Here is an 18,504-nt window from a genome sequence, read left to right on the forward strand (position 1 = left end):
ATGCGGTCCGGCGTTGGCGTCGCTTTGCCTAAAACCAGCCCACTCAGGAGTCGCATCGATGAATCGGATTTATCGCAAGGTCTGGAACAAAGCACTGGGGCAGATGGTCGTTGCCTCGGAATTGGCCAGCAGCCAGTCCGCCGGCGTGGTCATCGACCAGCGACGATCCACCGACACGCGCGGCCCGTCGCTGCTGTCGGCCGCCATCGCATTGACGCTGGGAGCGGGTATCGCCGGGTTCGCGCCAGGTGCGCAGGCGCAGTCGGTGGAAGTGGGCGGCAATGCCAACTGCGTGGTGCTCAACAGCTCGGTGATCGACAGCTGCGTGGTCGACGGCAACGCCACCGCGTCCGGCACCAATGCCGTGGCGATCGGCAGCAACAGCACCGCCTCGGCCAATAACAGCGTTGCGCTCGGCGCAGGCTCGAAGGCCAACCGCGTCAACACCGTCTCCGTCGGTGATGCCGGCAAGGAACGCCAGGTCACCAACGTGGCCGCCGGCACCGCCGCCACCGACGCGGTGAACAAGGCACAGCTGGACAAGGTTGCGGTCGCCGCCGAGGGCGCGACCCGCTATTTCAAGGCCGACGGCGCGGGCAACAACAGCGACGCGGCGAAGATCGACGGTGACGGCGCACTTGCCGCCGGCGCCGGTGCCAACGCCGACGGCGACGGCGCCACCGCGCTGGGGCAGGGCAGCCAGGCGCTGGCCAACGCCACCACGGCAGCGGGCAGCCAGGCCATTGCCGCCGGCTTGGGTGCCAGTGCGTTTGGCCAGAATGCGCTGGCCTTTGGCGATGCCAGCGTTGCGGTCGGCCAGAGTGCCGGCGCCTTCGGTCTGGGCGACGTGGCGCTCGGTGCGTCGGCACTTGCCGCCAGCGAAAACGGTGCAGCCACTGCGATTGGTGGCCTGGCCGAAGCCAGCGCCGATGGCGCCACCGCGATCGGTGGCGGTGCACTGGCGATCGGTGCCGGCAGTACCTCGCTGGGTCGCGGTGCGGGCAGTGGTGGTGAAGCTTCGGTCGCGGTGGGTGCGTTCAGCGTCGCGGTCGCCGATTTCAGCGCCGCGCTCGGCTCCAACTCCGCCGCCGTGGCCGTGGGCAGCGTGGCGCTCGGCGCCGGCTCCTACGCCGATCGCGTGGATACGGTATCGGTGGGCAATGGTGAAAACGGGCTGCGTCGGCAGATCACCAATGTGGCCGACGGGACCGAGGCCAACGATGCGGTGAACAAGTCCCAGCTCGATGACGTGGGCGCGGTTGCGGCCACCACCAGCAAGTATTTCCAGGCCAGCGGCAGCACCGACAGCGATGTGGGGGCCTACGTGGAAGGCGACAACGCCACCGCCATCGGCGAGGCCAGCAACGCCATCGGCAACGGTGCCACCGCACTGGGCGGCGGTGCGGCCGCCTATGCGCAGAACGCCACCGCCGTCGGTTTCAATGCGCTGGCCACCGGCCAGAACAGCGCGGCCTTCGGCAACAACGCGCAGGCCACTGGCCCAGGCAGCGTGGCCGTTGGCGGCGCGGCGGTGGATGCCGATGGCAACCCGCTGATCACCAACGGCGGCGTGCCGGTCGATACCGGTGCGACCAGCGCCGGCGTCGGCGGCACCGCCGTCGGTGCCAGTGCCGAAGCCTCCGGCTTTGCGGCTTCCTCCTACGGCGTGGGTGCCTATGCCGGCGGCGCGCAGTCCTCCGCCTTCGGCGCGGTCGCCAATGCAACCGGTGACTACGCCACCGCCGTCGGTACCCAGAGCGTGGCCACCGGCAACAGCAGCACCGCCATCGGCGGCCCGGCCGACCTGCTGCCGGGCCTGGGCTTCTTCGTGCAGACCCAGGCCAGCGGCGAAGCGGCCACTGCGGTGGGTGCTGGTGCGATCGCCAGCGGCGATTACGCCGTGGCCAACGGCACCCTGACCGAAGCGTCGGGTACCGAAGCCACCGCCGTGGGCTACTTTGCCTATGCACCGGGCGAGGGCGCCACCGCGCTCGGCGCGGAAACCTGGGCCAGCGGCGATCTCAGCACCGCCGTGGGTTTCTACGCCACCGCGCGCGGTGAAAACAGCGTCGCCCTCGGCGCCAACTCGACCGCCACCCGCGCCAATACCGTCTCGGTCGGCGACGTCGGCAACGAACGCCAGATCACCCATGTGGCCGCCGGTGCCGAAGCCACCGATGCAGTCAACAAGGCGCAGCTGGACGGCGTGGCGCAGGTCGCCAATGTCACCGCCAGTCGCTTCAAAGCGAATGCATCCGAGGACAGCGACGTCGGTGCGTTCGCCGACGGCGATGGTGCGCTGGCCGCCGGTGAGGCCAGCAATGCGCTGGGTGCGGGCGCGGCCGCGCTTGGCAACGGCGCCACTGCACTCGGCGATGACAGCGTCGCGGTCGGCCGCAATGTCAGTGCCAACGGCAATGGCAGCGTCGCCATCGGCGGCCTCGGCCAGGCCTATGACGCGTTCAACCAGCCGCTGGTCGATGCCAACGGCAATGCGGTGAAGGTGGGCACTACGGCGGCGCAGGATGCCGTCGCGGTGGGGGCCGGTGCACTCGCTACCGGCACCACCAGCAACGCCTTCGGCAGCGGTGCACAGGCCACTGGCAGCAACAGCCTGGCCGCCGGTTACAAGGCGCGCGCCACCGGCGACTACAGCGTCGCCCAGGGCGACAACGCCTTCGCCAGCGGTGAGGAAACCACCGCCACCGGCGCCTATGCATGGGCGACCGAAGACGGTGCGACCGCCTTCGGCGCCAGCGCGTGGGCGACCGAAGCCAATGCCACCGCCGTGGGCCAGTCGGCCTGGGCCAGCGGCACCGGCTCGACCTCGATCGGCTACAACAGCTGGGCACGTGGCAGTAGCGCCACCGCGCTCGGGCGCGGTGCGTTCGGCTATGGCGACAACAGCGTCGCAGTCGGTTTCCAGGCCCTGGGCAACAGCATCAACAGCATCGCCATCGGCACCAATGTGGTGGCCGGCGGTGAAAGCGCCATCGGCATCGGGGCCGGCAGCAGTGCCAGTGCCTCCAATACGGTGGCACTGGGCGCCGGCGCGGTCGCGGATCGCGCCTACACGGTCTCGGTTGGCAACGCGGAACGCCAGCGCCAGATCACCAACGTCGCCGCCGGTACCGAAGGCACCGATGCGGTCAATGTCGACCAGCTCACCGATGCCACCGCGCAGTTCCAGGCCAGCGGCGACGGCGTGGCCGTGGCCGGCGGTGAGGAAAGCGTAGCGGCCGGCGCCAACGCCGCCACCGATGGTGATTACGCCACGGCGGTCGGCTCCAGCAGCTTCGCTGCGGGCAGCGGCGCCACCGCGTTGGGCAGTGGTGCGTTCGCGCTGGCCGACAATGCCAGTGCGGTCGGCTTCAATGCACTGGCCACCGGCGCCAACGCCATCGCAGTGGGCGCCAACGCACAGGCCAGCGGCGAATACGCCACCGCCACCGGCGCCGAAAGCGAAGCCACCGGCGAGCAGAGCACTGCCACCGGCGCCGCCAGCATCGCCTCCGGGGCCGGCAGCCTGGCCGGCGGCGCGCTATCTGAAGCGGCCGGTGAGGAATCGGTCGCGCTGGGTTACTACAGCACCGCCAGCGGCCAGGGCGCTACCGCCGTAGGCGCTGAAAGCGTGGTCAGCGGTACGCTCTCGGCCGGTTACGGCTTCGGCGCCGAAGCCACTGCTGGTTACACCACCGCGATCGGCGGGCTGGCCGTGGCCAGCGCCTTCAATGCCACCGCGCTGGGCAGCTTCGCCCAGGCCACCGGTTCCAACAGCGTGGCCGTCGGCGGCGATGCCGAGGCGTCCGGTGCGTACAGCACCGCCACCGGCCAGGGCAGCCTGGCCACCGGCACCAACAGCGTGGCCGTCGGCGGTTCGCTGTTCGGCCTGCTGGCCACCGAAGCGTCGGGCAACTACTCCACCGCCGTCGGTGGTGGTGCGTGGTCGCCGGGCCTGAACAGCACGGCATTGGGTAATGCGGCAACCTCCAGTGGCGAGAACAGCGTCGCCCTCGGTGCCGACGCGATCGCCGACCGCGACAACACCGTCTCGGTGGGCAGCGCCGGGGCGGAGCGTCAGGTCACCAACGTCGCCGCCGGCACCGAAGGCACCGACGCGGTCAACGTCAATCAGCTGAACGCCGTGGCTGCCGCGGGCGAAGCCACCAGCAAGTACTTCAAGGCCAGCGGCAGCGACAACAGCGATGCCGGTGCCTACGTCGAGGGCGATGACGCGCTGGCCGCCGGTGAAGCGGCCACCGCGACCGGCGACGGCGCCACCGCGCTGGGTGCCGGCGCGAATGCGCTGGCCACCCGTGCCACGGCCGTGGGCGACAGCGCCTTGGCCAGCGCCGATGGGGCGGCGGCAGTGGGCAGCAATGCGCAGGCCACTGGCGAGAACAGTGTCGCCCTGGGCAGCAACGCCAGTGCCAGCGAGATCGGTGCCAGCGCCGTCGGTAGCGGTGCCGTCGCCAGCGGCGCCTATGCCACGGCCAACGGCGTCGAGTCGGTGGCAAGCGGCCAGCAGGCCACCGCCAATGGCTTCCGCAGCAGCGCTTCCGATGCCGGCGCCTCTGCGTTCGGCAGCTACAGTGAAGCCAGTGGTCGTCTGTCCAACGCGCTGGGTTACGGCGCGATTGCGTCCAACAGCCTGGCCACCGCGGTTGGCACCTCGGCGACCGCCGCCGGTGCCAGCGCGGTCGCGCTCGGTGAATCCAGTGAAGCCACCGGCGATGAAAGCGTCGCCATCGGTGGGTCGACCTTCTTCGGTCTGATCCCGGCCCGTGCCAGTGGCACCGGTGCGGCGGCGTTCGGCGCCGGTGCATGGGCGACCGACGACTACGCCACCGCGACTGGCTGGAACTCCTGGGCCGATGCCGCCAGCGCCACCGCGCTGGGTGCAAATGCCTCGGCAGAAGGCGTCAACAGCGTCGCCCTGGGGGCCGGTTCCAGCGCCGACCGCGACAACACGGTCTCGGTCGGCACGGCCACCGCGCAGCGTCAGATCACCAACGTCGCCGCCGGCACCGAAGGCACCGATGCGGTCAACCTCAACCAGCTCGATGCCGTCGCCGACGTCGCCGAGCAGACCAACCGCCAGTTCAAGGCCTCCGGCAGCGGCAACGGCGATGACGTCGGCAGCTATGTCGACGGTGCTTATGCGACGGCGGCGGGTGAAGCGGCCAATGCGTTCGGCACGGGCGCCTCGGCATACGGCAGCGGCGCGAACGCGTCCGGCCGCTATGCCTCGGCCTCGGGCTTCAACGCGTCGGCCACGGCCGATTCGGCCACTGCCATTGGTGGTGCGTTGTATTACGAAGACGCCAACGGCAACGTAGTGCTCGACAAGGCCACCAGTGCCAGCGGCATCGGCGCCACCGCACTCGGCGCCGGTGCGCAGGCGGTCGGGGTGTTCAGCACCGCCAGCGGTGCCGGTTCGACCGCCGCCGGCCTGCAGTCGTCCGCCTTCGGCTATAGCGCCGAGGCGGGCAGTGACTACAGCACCGCCGTCGGTACCTTCAGCGCCGCCAGCGGCGTGCGGACCACCGCCCTGGGCTACGGCGCCGAGGCCAGCGGTGACTACGCCTCCGCACTCGGCTGGGGCAGTGCCGCGTCGGGCGCCTACGCCAACGCGATCGGCTATGCCTCCCAGGCCAGCGGTGCCAACAGCATCGCCGCCGGCTCCAATGCCTGGGCCACGGCAGCGCAGACCACGGCGGTCGGCCAGTTGGCCTGGGCCACCTCGGCCGGCTCCACCGCGATCGGCCAGGACAGCTACGCCTACAGCGGCATCAATGCCACTGCGCTGGGCAAGAGTTCCTCGGCCAGCGGTGCCGGCAGCGTCGCGCTCGGCGCCGGTGCGCGTACCAGCGAGGCCAATGTGGTCTCGGTCGGTGGCGGCAACGGCACCACCGGTCCGTCCACGCGCCGCATCACCAACGTCGGTGCGGCGGTCAACGCCAACGATGCGGTGAACAAGGCGCAGCTGGATACCGTGGCGGCCACCGCCGATGCGGTCGGCAAGCACTTCCAGGCCAGCGGTACCGGCGTGGCCACGGCCAGCGGCAGCGATGCGCTCGCCGCCGGCTCGGGCGCGGCGGCCAGTGGCAACCGCAGCAGTGCGCTGGGCAGTGCGGCGGTTGCCTCGGCAACCGGTGCCACTGCTGTCGGCGCGGATGCTTCGGCACGCGGCGACAACAGCACCGTGCTCGGCCGCTCGGCGTCGACCAATGCGGTCAACGGCGTGGCGATCGGCAATGGCGCCTTCGCCAGCAATGGGGCGGGCAGCATCGCCCTCGGTGCCGGTGCAGGCGTCTCCGGCGCCGGTTCGGTAGCGCTGGGTTCCGGCGCACGTGCGGTGGAGGCCAACGTGGTCTCCGTCGGCGGCGGCAACGGCACCGACGGTCCGGCCACGCGCCGCATCGTCAACGTCGGCGCCGGGCGCATCGCGGCGGGCAGCACCGACGCGGTCACCGGCGGCCAGCTCAACACCACCAACCAGCGCGTGGGCGCGGTGGAAACCCGGGTGGGCGACATCGACGACCGTATCGGTTCGGTCGAGAGCGTCACCGCCAATGCATTGAGCTATGACGATGCCAGCCGCGACCGTCTCACCTTGTCAGGCGTGCAGGGCACCGTGGTGGACAACGTCGGCAGCGGCGCGATCGCCTCGGGCAGCCGCCAGGCGATCAACGGCGGCCAGTTGTTCCAGTCCTTGTCCGACGCCGCCAGCTTCCTCGGCGGCGGTGCCAGCGTAGGCATGCAGGGTGTGTTCGTGGCGCCCAACTACGTCATCCAGGGCGCGACGTACACCAACGTCGGCGACGCACTGGGCGCACTGGACCGCAAGGTCAGCGACCTCGACCAGCGGGTCGCCGGCGGCAGCGCCAACCCGCGTGCACGCAGCGCCGCGGCACCGGCGGCGGCAAGCCTGGCCGGTGCTTCGCTGGCCAGCGTGGAGGACAGCGTGACCACGGCAAGCGTGCAGGGCACGCCGACCGCGGCCAGTGCCGGTACGGCACAGGTGGTCAGTGCCCCGGTCGCCGCCGCACCGACCCCGGTCAATGCGGTGGTGATGGGCGATGGCGCGGTGGCCAGCGGGGCCTCGGCCACCGCGATCGGTCAGGGCGCCACGGCCACGGCGGCCAACTCGGTCGCGCTCGGCCAGGGCTCGGTCGCCGACCGTGCCAACGCGGTCTCTGTCGGTGCGGTGGGCAATGAGCGCCAGGTCACCAACGTCGCCGCCGGTTCGCAGGCAACCGACGCGGTCAACAAGGGCCAGCTGGACGGGGGCATCGCCACCGCCAACAGCTACACCGACCAGCGCTTCGGCGCGATGGCCGACAGCTTCGACATGTACAAGGGCGAGATCGACGAGCGCCTGCGTCACCAGGATCGTCGCATCGATCGCCAGGGAGCGATGAGCGCGGCGATGCTCAACATGGCCACCAGTGCGGCCGGTGTGCGCACCCAGAACCGGGTCGGTGTGGGCGTCGGCTACCAGGGCGGCGAGTCGGCACTGTCGCTGGGGTACCAGCGTGCGCTCAGCGAGCGCGCCACGGTCACCATCGGCGGTGCGTTCAGCAGCGATGACAGCTCCGTCGGTGTGGGTGCCGGCTTCGGCTGGTAAGCGGATGTTGCAGGGCGTGGCCCGGGTGGGCCACGCCGCAAGCAATGCAAGGCCTGAGGGGGCGGGTCACGGGATCCCTGGCCAGGGCCGGCCAGGGAGCTCGCATGGAATGTTGGCCTGAACAGTCGTTCGATCATGACCTTGAAGAGGATTTCAACGTGACCAGTAAGCAGAACCTTCGCATCAACGTACTGGCAGCCGCGCTGCTGTCGATCTCCGCCGGCTCGGCCTTTGCCGCCAGCCCGCGCACCGAAGAGCCCAAGCGCCCGGCGACGGCCGCGCAGCAGACCAGCAACGGCATCATCGTCAAGTACCGCGCAGGCAGCGCGCCTGCCTCGGACCGCTCGGCGAAGCTGGCCGTGGTGAACTCGGCGCTGTCGCGCGCCACCCTCAACGGTGGCAGTGCACGTGCTGGCGCGCTCAGCCCGCAGGTGGTGCGCAAGCTCGGCGTCGGCGCCGACCTGATCCGTCTGCAGAGCCGCCTGGGCGATGCGGAACTGCAGAAGGTACTGGCCGAACTGAAGGCCGACCCGACCGTGGAATACGCCGTGGCCGACGTGCGCATGCAGCGCGCCGACCTGCGTGCCAAGCCCACCGAGACCAAGCAGCTGGTGCCCAACGACCCTTATTACGCGCAGTACCAGTGGCACTTCGGTAATGCCACCGGCGGCATCAATGCGCCGTCGGCGTGGGATGTCTCGCAGGGCGAGGGCGTGGTGGTGGCGGTGATCGATACCGGCATCCTGCCCAACCATGAAGACTTCAGCGGCAACCTGCTGGAAGGCTACGATTTCATCAGCGATGCGGAGACCTCGCGCCGCCCGACCGACGCACGCGTCCCGGGTGCGCTGGATTACGGCGACTGGGTGGAGAACGACAACGAGTGCTACACCGGCTCGCTGGCCGAAGACAGCTCCTGGCACGGCACCCACGTGGCCGGCACGGTCGCCGAGGCCACCAACAACGGCGTCGGCATGGCCGGCGTCGCCTACAAGGCCAAGGTGCTGCCGGTGCGCGTGCTTGGCAAGTGCGGTGGCAGCCTGTCGGATATCGCCGATGCCATCACCTGGGCCTCGGGCGGTACGGTCGCGGGGATCCCGGCCAACGCCAATCCGGCCGAGATCATCAACATGAGCCTGGGCGGCAGCGGCGCCTGCGATCCGGTCTACCAGGCCGCGATCAACGGTGCGGTGTCGCGCGGCACGCTGGTGGTGGTGGCGGCAGGCAACGCTGGCGGCAATGTCTCCAACGCCCGTCCGGCCAACTGCAACAACGTCGTCGCGGTGGGTGCCACGCGCATCACCGGCGGCATCACCTACTACTCCAACTATGGTGCGGCGGTGGATCTGTCGGCCCCGGGCGGCGGTGGCAGCGTGGATGGCAATCCGGGCGGCTACATCTGGCAGGCGATTTCCAGCAGTGCCACCTCGCCTGAGCTGGGGACCTCCGATTACGGCGGCAAGGGCGGCACCTCGATGTCCTCCCCGCACGTGGCCGCGGTCGCCGCGCTGGTGCAGAGCGCCCGCATCGCCAACAACCGCGACGCGTTCACCCCGGCCCAGCTGGAAACGCTGCTGAAGGAAACGGCGCGCACGTTCCCGGTGACCATCCCGGCGGCGACCCCGATCGGTACCGGCATCGTCGACGCCAAGGCCGCGCTGGCAAAGGCGCTGGAAGAAGAGTGCACCGAGAACTGCGGTCCGACCGCGATTCCGCTGACCAACAAGGTGGCCGTGGGCGGCCTCAGCGGCGCCGGTGGCAGCGAAGTGCTGTACAGCTTCGACGCCCAGGCCGGCAAGGTGCTGAGCCTGCTCACCTACGGTGGCAGCGGCAACGTATCGGTGTACGTCAGCCAGGGCAAGGAGCCGACCGCGACCGTGTTCGACGCCAAGTCGACCCGTCCGGGCAACAGTGAAACCGTGCGCTTCACCGCGCCGGTGGCGGGTACGTACTACATCAAGTTGGTCGGCGAGTCCGCATTCAGCGGCGTGAGCGTCATCGCCAACCAGTAACCGCGTGTGGTTTGCGGGCGTCCGTCTTTGTGACGGGCGCCCGCTTTTTGTTTGGGGGTTTCTCCACCGGTCCCCGCCCAGGCGCGTAGAAGGCGAACAGCCGCGGCCGTTGAACTTCATTGGCCTCACATGCGGGATCAATCGTTGGCGCCAGGTGAGCAGCCAATCCTTTTTCTCCGGGTACCTCCAAAGCGGTGCAGGGCAGCGTTGAACTGCTAAAGTCGCACGGTCGCCAGGAGAGCTTTTGTGAACGCGGTTGCCCACGATTCCACTGCAGATTCCAGTGCGGAACACCGCATCGTCGAGGCGTTGCTGCGCAATGGCCGCCTGAAGGAAGGCGACCTCGCGCGGGCCCGTCCGCTGCACCGCGAAGCCGGTGGCAGCTTGTTGCAGTTGCTGGTGCGGTTGGGCCTGGTGTCCGAGCGCGACCACGCCCAGACCAGCGCCGAGGTTCTGCAGCTGCCGCTGCTGGAGGCACGCGCCGTGCCCGAAGCCGCCCCCGAATCGCTGCTGGACGCGCTGCCGCTGTCGCTGCGCTTCCTCAAACAATTCCATGTCTGCCCCCTGGCGCTGCAGGAGGGTGTTCTCGACCTGTGGTTGAGCGATCCGCAGGATCCTTACGCCGCCGATGCGGTGCGCCTGGCCATGGGCGTGCCGGTGCGCGTGCACGTCGGGCTGCGCGCGGAGATCGATGACCTGATCGAACGCTGGTACGGCCAGGGCCGCAGCGCGATGGGGGCGATCGTGGAGACTGCCGATGGCGAGGGCAGCGTGGTCGATGATATCGAGCACCTGCGCGATCTCGCGTCCGAGGCACCGGTGATCCGGCTGGTCAACCTGGTCATCCAGCGCGCATTCGAACTGCGCGCCTCGGACATCCATATCGAACCGTTCGAAAACCGCCTCAAGGTGCGTTATCGCGTCGATGGCGTGCTGATCGAAGGCGAGAGCCCGCCGGCCAACCTGACCGCCGCGGTGATCAGCCGCATCAAGATCATGGCCCGGCTCAACATTGCCGAGCGCCGGCTGCCGCAGGACGGTCGCATCATGTTGCGCGTGCAGGGCAAGGAACTGGACCTGCGCGTCAGCACCGTGCCTACCGCGCATGGCGAAAGCGTGGTGATGCGACTGCTCGACCGCGACACGGTGGTGTTCGATTTCCACCGGCTGGGTTTCACCGATGCGTTCCTGCCGCAGTTCCGCAAGGTGCTCGAACAGCCGCACGGCATCCTGCTGGTGACCGGCCCGACCGGTTCGGGCAAGACCACCACGTTGTACACCGCGTTGAGCCAGCTCAACACCTCCGATGTGAAGATCATCACCGTCGAGGACCCGGTCGAATACCAGATCGAAGGCATCAACCAGATCCAGGCCAAGCCGCAGATCGGGCTGGATTTCGCCCACGCGCTGCGCAGCATCGTGCGCCAGGATCCGGACATCATCATGATCGGCGAAATGCGCGATCTGGAAACCGCGCGCATCGCGATCCAGTCTGCCCTGACCGGCCACCTGGTGCTGTCCACGCTGCACACCAACAACGCAGCCGGCGGCATCACCCGCCTGCTCGACATGGGCGTGGAGGACTACCTGCTCACCTCCACCATCAACGGCATCCTGGCCCAGCGCCTGGTGCGCCGGCTGGAGCCGCAGCACGCCCAGCGCTACCTGGCCTCGCCCGAGCAGATCGAGAAGTTCGAACTGCGCCGCCTGCAACCGGACGGCGAAATCTTCCTGTATCGCGCGCAGCCCTCGGCGATTGCACCGACCGGGTATCTCGGCCGTACCACCATCATGGAGTTCCTGGTGATGAACGACGAACTGCGACGTGCGGTGATGCAACGCGCCGGCATGGGCGAGATCGAGAAGATCGCACGCGCGGCCGGCATGCGCACCATGTACGAGGATGGTCTGTCCAAGGCGTTGTCGGGCCACACCACCCTCGAGGAAGTGCTGCGCGTGACGGAGGAATCCTGATGCGTACACGGACGCGGCGGCGGGCGGGCGGCTGAGCATGGCGCAGTACCGCTACAAGGCGCTCAACGCCCATGGCGAGGTGTTCGATGGCCAGATGGACGCGGCCAGCGAAGCCGAGGTCGCGCTGCGTCTGCAGGACCAGGGTCACCTGCCGATGGAAGCGCGGCTGGCCAGCGAGGGGGTGGCTACCGCCTCCTCGTGGGCGGCCTTGTTGCGGCGCAAGCCGTTCGACGGTGCCGCGCTGGTCCAGTTCACCCAGCAGCTGGCCACCCTGCTGGGTGCCGGCCAGCCGCTGGACCGCGCGCTGACCATCCTGCTGGAACTGCCCGAGGACGAGCGCAGCCGCCGGGTGATCACCGAGATCCGCCACGTGGTGCGCGGCGGTGCTTCGCTGTCGACGGCACTGGAACGCCAGCATGGCCTGTTCTCGCGGCTGTACGTCAACATGGTCCGCGCCGGTGAGGCCGGTGGCAGCCTGCACGACACCCTGCAGCGGCTGGCCGATTATCTTGAGCGCAGCGCCGAGTTGAAGGGTCGGGTCATCAATGCGCTGATCTACCCGGCCATCCTGCTGGCCGTGGTCGGCGGCGCGCTGCTGTTCCTGCTGGGCTACGTGGTGCCGCAGTTCGCGCTCATGTACGAAAGCCTCGACGTGGCCCTGCCGTGGTTCACCCAGTGGGTACTGGCCGCCGGTCTGGTGGTGCGCGAGGGCTGGCTGGCGATGATCGTGGTGCCGGCGCTGGCGCTGCTGGTGATCGAACGCAAGCTACGGCAACCGGCGTTCCGCCTGGCGATGGACGGCTGGCTGCTGCAGCGCAAGGGCATCGGCCCGCTGCTGGCCAAGCTGGAAACCGCGCGTCTGGCGCGCACGTTGGGTACGCTGCTGCGCAATGGCGTGCCGCTGCTGGCCGGGTTGGGCATCGCCCGCAACGTGCTGGGCAACCGCGCGCTGGCCGCCGACGTGGACACCGCCAGCGACGAGGTCAAGAACGGCAACGGCCTGTCGCTGTCGTTGTCGCGCAGCAAGCGCTTTCCACGCCTGGCGCTGCAGATGATCCAGGTCGGCGAGGAGTCGGGCGCGCTCGATACCATGCTGCTCAAGACCGCCGACACCTTCGAACAGGAAAGCGCGCGTGCGATCGACCGGCTGCTGTCGGCCATGGTTCCAGTGATCACCCTGGTGCTGGCCTCGGTGGTCGGCCTGGTGATCGTGTCCGTGCTGGTGCCGCTGTACGACCTCACCAACGCCATCGGCTGACGATGGCGCACCCCTCACACATGACACCCCGCAAGGAGCCTGCCGCATGCAACGCCGCCTGATCCGTTTTTCCTCGCCGCGCAACCAGTCGGGCATGAGCCTGCTGGAAATCATCATCGTCATCGTGCTGATCGGCGCGGTGCTTACCCTGGTCGGCAGCCGCGTGCTCGGCGGCGCCGATCGCGGCAAGGCCAACATTGCCAAGGCCCAGATCCAGACCGTGGCCGGCAAGGTCGAAAACTTCCAGCTCGATACCGGCAAGCTGCCGGCCAAGCTCGATGAGCTGGTCACCCAGCCGAGCGGCAGCAACGGCTGGCTGGGACCGTATGCCAAGCCGGCCGACCTCAACGATCCGTGGGGCAACCCGCTGGAATACCGCGCACCCGGCGAAGGCCAGCCGTTCGACCTGATCAGCCTGGGCAAGGACGGCAAGGTCGGTGGCAGCAGTTACGACGCCGACATCCATTACGAGTAAGCCTGCTTGCCGGCCATTCTCCCGTCACGCCACGCACCGCTCCGTTGTCCACCGCGCCCTGCACGCGTGGCGGCGGGGCTGTCGTTGCTGGAGATGCTGCTGGTGGTCGCACTGATCGCCATCGTCGGCGTGGTCACCGCCACCGCGATGAACGGCGGCATCGACGGCATGCGCCTGCGCAATGCCGGCAAGGAGCTGGCCACCCAGCTGCGTTATACCCGCACCCAGGCCATCGCCACGGGCGAACGCCAGCGCTTCCTGATCGACCCGCAGGCGCGCACCTGGCAGGGTGCCAACGGCCGCCATGGCAGCTTGCCGGCAACGCTGGAGGTGCACTTCCGCGGCGCGCGTGAAGTGGCCGCGGCGACCGGGCAGGGCGCCATCGCGTTCTACCCCGATGGTGCCTCCAGCGGCGGCAGCATCGAGCTGGAGGTGCGCGGTGCGGTGTGGCGGATCGACGTTGGCTGGATCACCGGCGAAGTGCGCTCGGGCCAGCCGCGGGAGCGTCGATGAAGCGCCAACGCGGGTATTCGCTGCTGGAAGTGATCGTCGCCTTTGCATTGCTGGCGCTGGCGTTGACCCTGCTGCTGGGCAGCCTGTCCGGCGCCTCGCGGCAGATCAGGCAGGCCGACCTGCGCAGCCGCGCGGTGCTGCACGCGCAGTCGCTGCTGGCCGTGACCGGTATCGAGGCGCCGCTGCAGGCCGGTCACAGCGCCGGCCAGTGGGAAGACGGCCGCTACCGCTGGGAACTGGACGTGGTGCCGTATGCGGAGCCACGCGGCGCGGCGGCGGCGGTCGCCGAGCCGGTGGCCGGGCCGACGCTGGCGCAGCTGACCCTGCAGGTGCGTTGGGGCGATGCCGACGCCGACCGCCTGCAATGGCGCAGCCTGCGCCTGCTGCCGGCCAACCCGGGGGGGGCGCGATGAGCGGCCACTCGCGTACCGGCGCACAGCGCGGTTTCACCCTGATCGAAGTCCTGCTCGCAACGGCCTTGCTGGTTGGCGGCCTGGCGCTGGCCTTCGCCACGGTGCGTTCGGCGATGGCGATCAGCCAGCGCGGCGAGCAGATGGTGTCGCAGAACGAACGCATGCGCGCGGTTGAAGGCTTCCTGCGCCGGCGTCTGTCGATGGCCATGCTGACCGCGACCACGCCGCCGGATCCCACCCGCGAGCCGGTGTACTTCCTGGGCGAGGCGCAGCACATGCTGTTTGTCTCCGACCTGCCCGGATACCTCGGTCGCGGTGGGCCGTACGTGCATGACCTGCAGGTGCGTGGCAGCGGCGAGGCGCAGCGGCTGGAAGTCACGCTCACCCTGGTGCAGAACGGCGAGCGCATCGAAGAAACGCCGCCGCGTCCGCCGGAAGTGCTCGCCGATGGACTGCGCGCGGTGGCGTTCCGCTATCGCGGCATCGACCCGCGCAACGGCCAACTCGGCGACTGGCAGGACCGCTGGGAAGATACCCGGCGGCTGCCCCTGCTGGTGTCGATCACCGTCACCCCCCGGCAAGGGCCGGCCTGGCCGCCGATGGTGGCCGCGCTCGCCCAACAGCGCGGGGTACGCCAGTGAGGCGCGCGCGCGGTGCCGCGCTGGTGCTGGTGCTGTGGCTGATCGCGCTGCTCACTGCCGTGGTGGGTGCGTTCGCGCTCAGTGCGCGCGTGGAGCATCTGCAGCAGCGCGTGGTGGGCGACGATGCGATCGGGCAGGAACATGCGCGTGCCGGCCTGGAATACGCGCTGTACCGGCTGCAGCCCAGCGCCATGCGCCCGGCCTGGACGCCGGACGGGCGCCGCTACCGCTGGGAGTTCGACCAGCGCCGGATCGACCTGCGCATCGTCGATGAGAACGGCAAGATCAACCTCAACCTGGCCGACGCCACGCTGCTGCAGGCTTTCCTGCGCGCGATGGGCGTGGACACCGCGCGCGCCCAGCAACTGGCCGGGGCGATCGTCGACTGGCGCGATGCCGACAGCCTCAAGCAGCCTGCCGGCGGTGCCGAGCTGCCCGAATACGTTGCCGCCGGCCTGCCGTACGGCCCGCGCAACAACCGCTTCGAGACACTGGGCGAACTGCAGCGCGTGCTCGGCATGGATGCCGCGTTGTATGAACAACTCGAGCCGATGCTGACCCTGTACAGTCGGCAGTCCCGTCCCGATCCGCGTTTTGCCGCCGGGCCGGTGCTGACCGCCATGGGCCTGGATGCACGGGATCTGCTGGCCCAGCGCGAGCAGTCCGCGGTGGGTGAAGAACAGAAAGTGGGCGGTGCAGCGCTTGCCAGCGGCAGCGGCACCTATAGTATCGAGAGCCGCGCAATGGATGATCGCGGCCGGGTGTCGGTCCTGCAGGGGGTGGTGCGGATGGGGAACGCAGGCACGCCGGGAACGACTTACACAGTACTTCGTTGGGAACAGGGAATGGCAGCACGATGACGGCATGGCGGGACAGTCTGGTGCGGGCGCAGGGGCAACTGGCGCCGGGCGTGGGCAATGGCCTGCGCTGGTGGCGGCGTTCGCTGCTGGCGTGGTTGCCCGAGCGCTGGCAATGGGCGCTGGGCTGGTCGCGCTCGCGGCTGCTGCTGCAGCAGCACGGCGATCAGCTGGTGGTGCTGCGCGAGACCGGCGCACACACGCAAAGCGTGATCGAACTGCCCTGGCCGCAATCCCCGGCCACACTGGAACAGCGCCTGGACGCGCGGTTGCGCACGCTGCCGCGGCACTGGCTGCTGCCGGCCAGCGCCGCATTGCGCCGGCCGCTGCGCCTGCCGGCCGCCGCTGCCGCGCGTCTGCGCGATGTGGTGCGTTTTGAAATCGATCGCCAGACCCCGTTCGAACCGGCGCAGGTCAGCTTCGATGTGCGTGAGCTGGGCGCCTTGGACGATGGCCAGCTGCAGGTCGAACTGGTGGTGATGCCGCAGCAGGCGCTACAGCAGTGGGCACAGCAGGTCGGGCCGTGGGCGCAGGGATTGGCCGGCGTCGACGTCGCCGACGCCGATGGCCAGCCGCTGGGCGTCAACCTGCTGCCGCTGGAACAGCGCCAGACCCTGCGTGACCCGATGCGCCGCTGGAACCTGCTGCTGGCGGTGGCTACGCTGGTGCTGCTGGCACTGGCCGGGCAGCAGATCCTGCACAACCGACAGGCTGCGGCGGATGCGCTGCGCGACCAGGTCAACGCCGCTGCGCGGGATGCACGCCAGGTCGCCGCCGAGCGCCAGCAGTTGCAGACGCTGGTGGAAGGCGCGGCGTTCCTGGAACAGAAACGCACCGCGCACGCCAGCACCGTGGAACTGTGGAATGAACTGACCCGGTTGCTGCCCGATGGCACCTATCTTGAAAAGCTGTCGGTGGAAGGCGATTCGCTGCAGTTGATCGGGCTCAGCCGCGAAGCTTCGCAGCTGGTACCGCTGCTGCAGGACTCGCCGCTGTGGCGCAAGGTCAACCTCACCGGCGTGCTGCAGGCCGACGGGGGCGCCGCAGGGCGCGACCGCTTCACCCTCACCGCCGAACTGCAGCCATTGCCCGGGGCCGTCGCCAAGCCGGCCGCTGCCGCCCCCGCCGCGGAGGTTGCCGATGGCAATGCCGACCACACGCCGTGACCGCTGGCTGGCGCTGGCGCTGCTGCTGGCGGTGATCGCGGCGGCCTACCTGGTGCTGGTGCACCCCTGGTTCACCCGGCCGCTGCTGGCGATCAACACCGATATCAGCGACCTGCAGGAGCGCGACCAGCGCGTGCAGGCCCAGCTGCAGCAGCGCGCTGCGGTCGCGCGCGGCCTGCAGCAGGCGCAGGCCGCGCTGGCCGGGCGCCCCGGCTTCCTGCGCGAGGCGACCGCTGAATCCGCCGCCGCCGCGTTGTCCTCGCGCCTGCAGGACGCGGTGGCCTCGGCCAGTCCCGGCAACCGCAGCTGCACCATCAGCAACCGTTCGCCGTTGCAGGACACCAGCGGCGATGCGCAGTTCCCGCGTATTGCGCTGCAGGTACGCCTGCGCTGCGGCATCCCGGAAATGGCGGCGGTGTTGTACACCCTGGAAACGGGCAGCCCACGGCTGTTCATCAACAACCTCAATTTGCTCGCGCAGCGCTTCCAGCAGTCGCCCAATGAAACCGGCACCGGGCTGGATGTGTCCTTCGAACTGGTCGGCTACCTCAAGCCTGATGCGATGGCCGATGCGACCGCGGGCGCGGCGCCCGCCAGCGCACCGGTCACTGCGGCAGCGCCGGGCCTCTCCGACGGCACCGGGCTGAGCCCGGCGCCGGCGATGGCCGTGCCGAATGACCCCCAGGCGACCGCCGACGCAGCAACGCAGCAGGCCAGCGACGCGGCCGACGCTGCGAGCCGCGCGGGCGAAGGCCGGGAGGACAGCCATGAAGATTGAACTGTCTTCGCTGCGCAGCTGGTGGCTGGCCACCGCGATGCTGTGGGCGGTCGCGATCTGGATCGCCACGCTGTTCGGCCTGGGCGGGCGCATTCCCGCCGCTGCCGACGGTGAGCGCAGCGCGTCGCCGCTGCCGGCGTTGCCGGCAGCCGCGCCGGAGCGGATCGCCTCGGCCGAGGCCTATGCGCAGATCGGCGCGCGCCCGTTGTTCGCCGAGGATCGCAAGCCGCGCCCTTACCTGCTCGGCGGTAGTGAACTGGGGGCGTCCAGCGCAGTCAGCCTGACCGGTGTGCTGCTCACCGCTGACTTCAGCATGGCCATCCTCACCACCGACCAGAAGCAGTCGTTGCGGCTGCGCCTCAATGGCGAGCCGGTGAACGGCTGGCAGCTGCTGGCGCTGGAACCGCGCAGCGCCACGGTCAGCGGCCCCGGCGGTACGCAGACCCTGGAACTGACCGTGTTCAACGGCCAGGGCGGCGAGCCGCCCACGGTGCTGGGCAATCCGGTCAACGGCGCCGTGCCGCCGGCCGGTGCCGGCGTTACGCCGTTGCCGATGGCAGCGCCGCAGGCCGCACGACCGGCGCAGGCCACCGTCAACGTGCCGGGCCCGGCGCCCGCACCGCCGCCGGCACCTGCCGCGCATAACGCGCCCGCACAGGGCCCCAGTGACGCGCAGATGCAAGCCATCCGCGCGCGCATCCAGGCGCGCCGCCAGCAGCTGCAACAACAACAGCAACCGTCGCAGCGGCCGCCCACCGGCGGCTCCGGCCAGAACAACTAGAGTGCA

General features: G+C 69.8%; 12 protein-coding genes. All 12 read left to right on the forward strand.

Translation table 11 applies throughout. The features are described 5' to 3' along the window. The first annotated feature begins 58 nt into the window (after window positions 1–58). Window positions 59–7,630: an ESPR-type extended signal peptide-containing protein gene (locus tag NR101_RS09180; RefSeq protein ID WP_256775361.1), complete on the forward strand. Its 7,572-nt coding sequence runs from the start codon at window positions 59–61 to the stop codon at window positions 7,628–7,630. Between the two features lie 158 nt (window positions 7,631–7,788). Continuing rightward, entirely contained in the window at window positions 7,789–9,642 is a 1,854-nt protein-coding gene (locus tag NR101_RS09185; protein WP_256775403.1) for a S8 family peptidase, read from the forward strand. Between the two features lie 246 nt (window positions 9,643–9,888). Next, complete coding sequence (gspE, locus tag NR101_RS09190) at window positions 9,889–11,616, forward strand: type II secretion system ATPase GspE (protein WP_256775362.1); 1,728 nt, start codon at window positions 9,889–9,891, stop codon at window positions 11,614–11,616. A 37-nt stretch (window positions 11,617–11,653) separates the two neighbouring features. Next, window positions 11,654–12,874 (forward strand): type II secretion system F family protein, encoded by a 1,221-nt coding sequence (locus NR101_RS09195; RefSeq protein WP_256775363.1) that lies wholly within the window; start codon window positions 11,654–11,656, stop codon window positions 12,872–12,874. 46 nt (window positions 12,875–12,920) lie between these two features. Then, the gene (gene gspG, locus NR101_RS09200; protein ID WP_256775364.1) at window positions 12,921–13,349 is read left to right on the forward strand and encodes a type II secretion system major pseudopilin GspG; all 429 of its coding nucleotides are present in this window, start codon (window positions 12,921–12,923) and stop codon (window positions 13,347–13,349) included. Window positions 13,350–13,442: 93 nt separating this feature from the next. Next, window positions 13,443–13,862 (forward strand): GspH/FimT family pseudopilin, encoded by a 420-nt coding sequence (locus NR101_RS09205; protein ID WP_256775404.1) that lies wholly within the window; start codon window positions 13,443–13,445, stop codon window positions 13,860–13,862. After that, complete coding sequence (locus tag NR101_RS09210; RefSeq protein WP_256775365.1) at window positions 13,859–14,275, forward strand: prepilin-type N-terminal cleavage/methylation domain-containing protein; 417 nt, start codon at window positions 13,859–13,861, stop codon at window positions 14,273–14,275. The genes NR101_RS09205 and NR101_RS09210 overlap by 4 nt, the downstream gene beginning before the upstream one ends. Beyond that, window positions 14,272–14,916, forward strand: a complete 645-nt coding sequence (locus NR101_RS09215) for a type II secretion system protein J (protein ID WP_256775366.1) — start codon at window positions 14,272–14,274, stop codon at window positions 14,914–14,916. The genes NR101_RS09210 and NR101_RS09215 overlap by 4 nt, the downstream gene beginning before the upstream one ends. Beyond that, a complete protein-coding gene (locus NR101_RS09220; RefSeq protein ID WP_256775367.1) occupies window positions 14,913–15,776 on the forward strand; it encodes a type II secretion system protein GspK in 864 nt (287 codons plus the stop codon). The genes NR101_RS09215 and NR101_RS09220 overlap by 4 nt, the downstream gene beginning before the upstream one ends. Further along, window positions 15,773–16,939 (forward strand): PilN domain-containing protein, encoded by a 1,167-nt coding sequence (locus NR101_RS09225; RefSeq protein ID WP_256775368.1) that lies wholly within the window; start codon window positions 15,773–15,775, stop codon window positions 16,937–16,939. Before NR101_RS09220 ends, NR101_RS09225 begins: the two co-directional genes overlap by 4 nt. Further along, window positions 16,914–17,717, forward strand: a complete 804-nt coding sequence (gene gspM, locus NR101_RS09230) for a type II secretion system protein GspM (protein ID WP_256775369.1) — start codon at window positions 16,914–16,916, stop codon at window positions 17,715–17,717. Before NR101_RS09225 ends, gspM begins: the two co-directional genes overlap by 26 nt. Then, window positions 17,707–18,498 (forward strand): general secretion pathway protein GspN, encoded by a 792-nt coding sequence (locus tag NR101_RS09235; RefSeq protein WP_256775370.1) that lies wholly within the window; start codon window positions 17,707–17,709, stop codon window positions 18,496–18,498. The genes gspM and NR101_RS09235 overlap by 11 nt, the downstream gene beginning before the upstream one ends. Window positions 18,499–18,504 lie beyond the last annotated feature (6 nt).

The organism is Stenotrophomonas sp. Ste86 (assembly GCF_024519465.1).
Lineage (GTDB): Bacteria > Pseudomonadota > Gammaproteobacteria > Xanthomonadales > Xanthomonadaceae > Stenotrophomonas.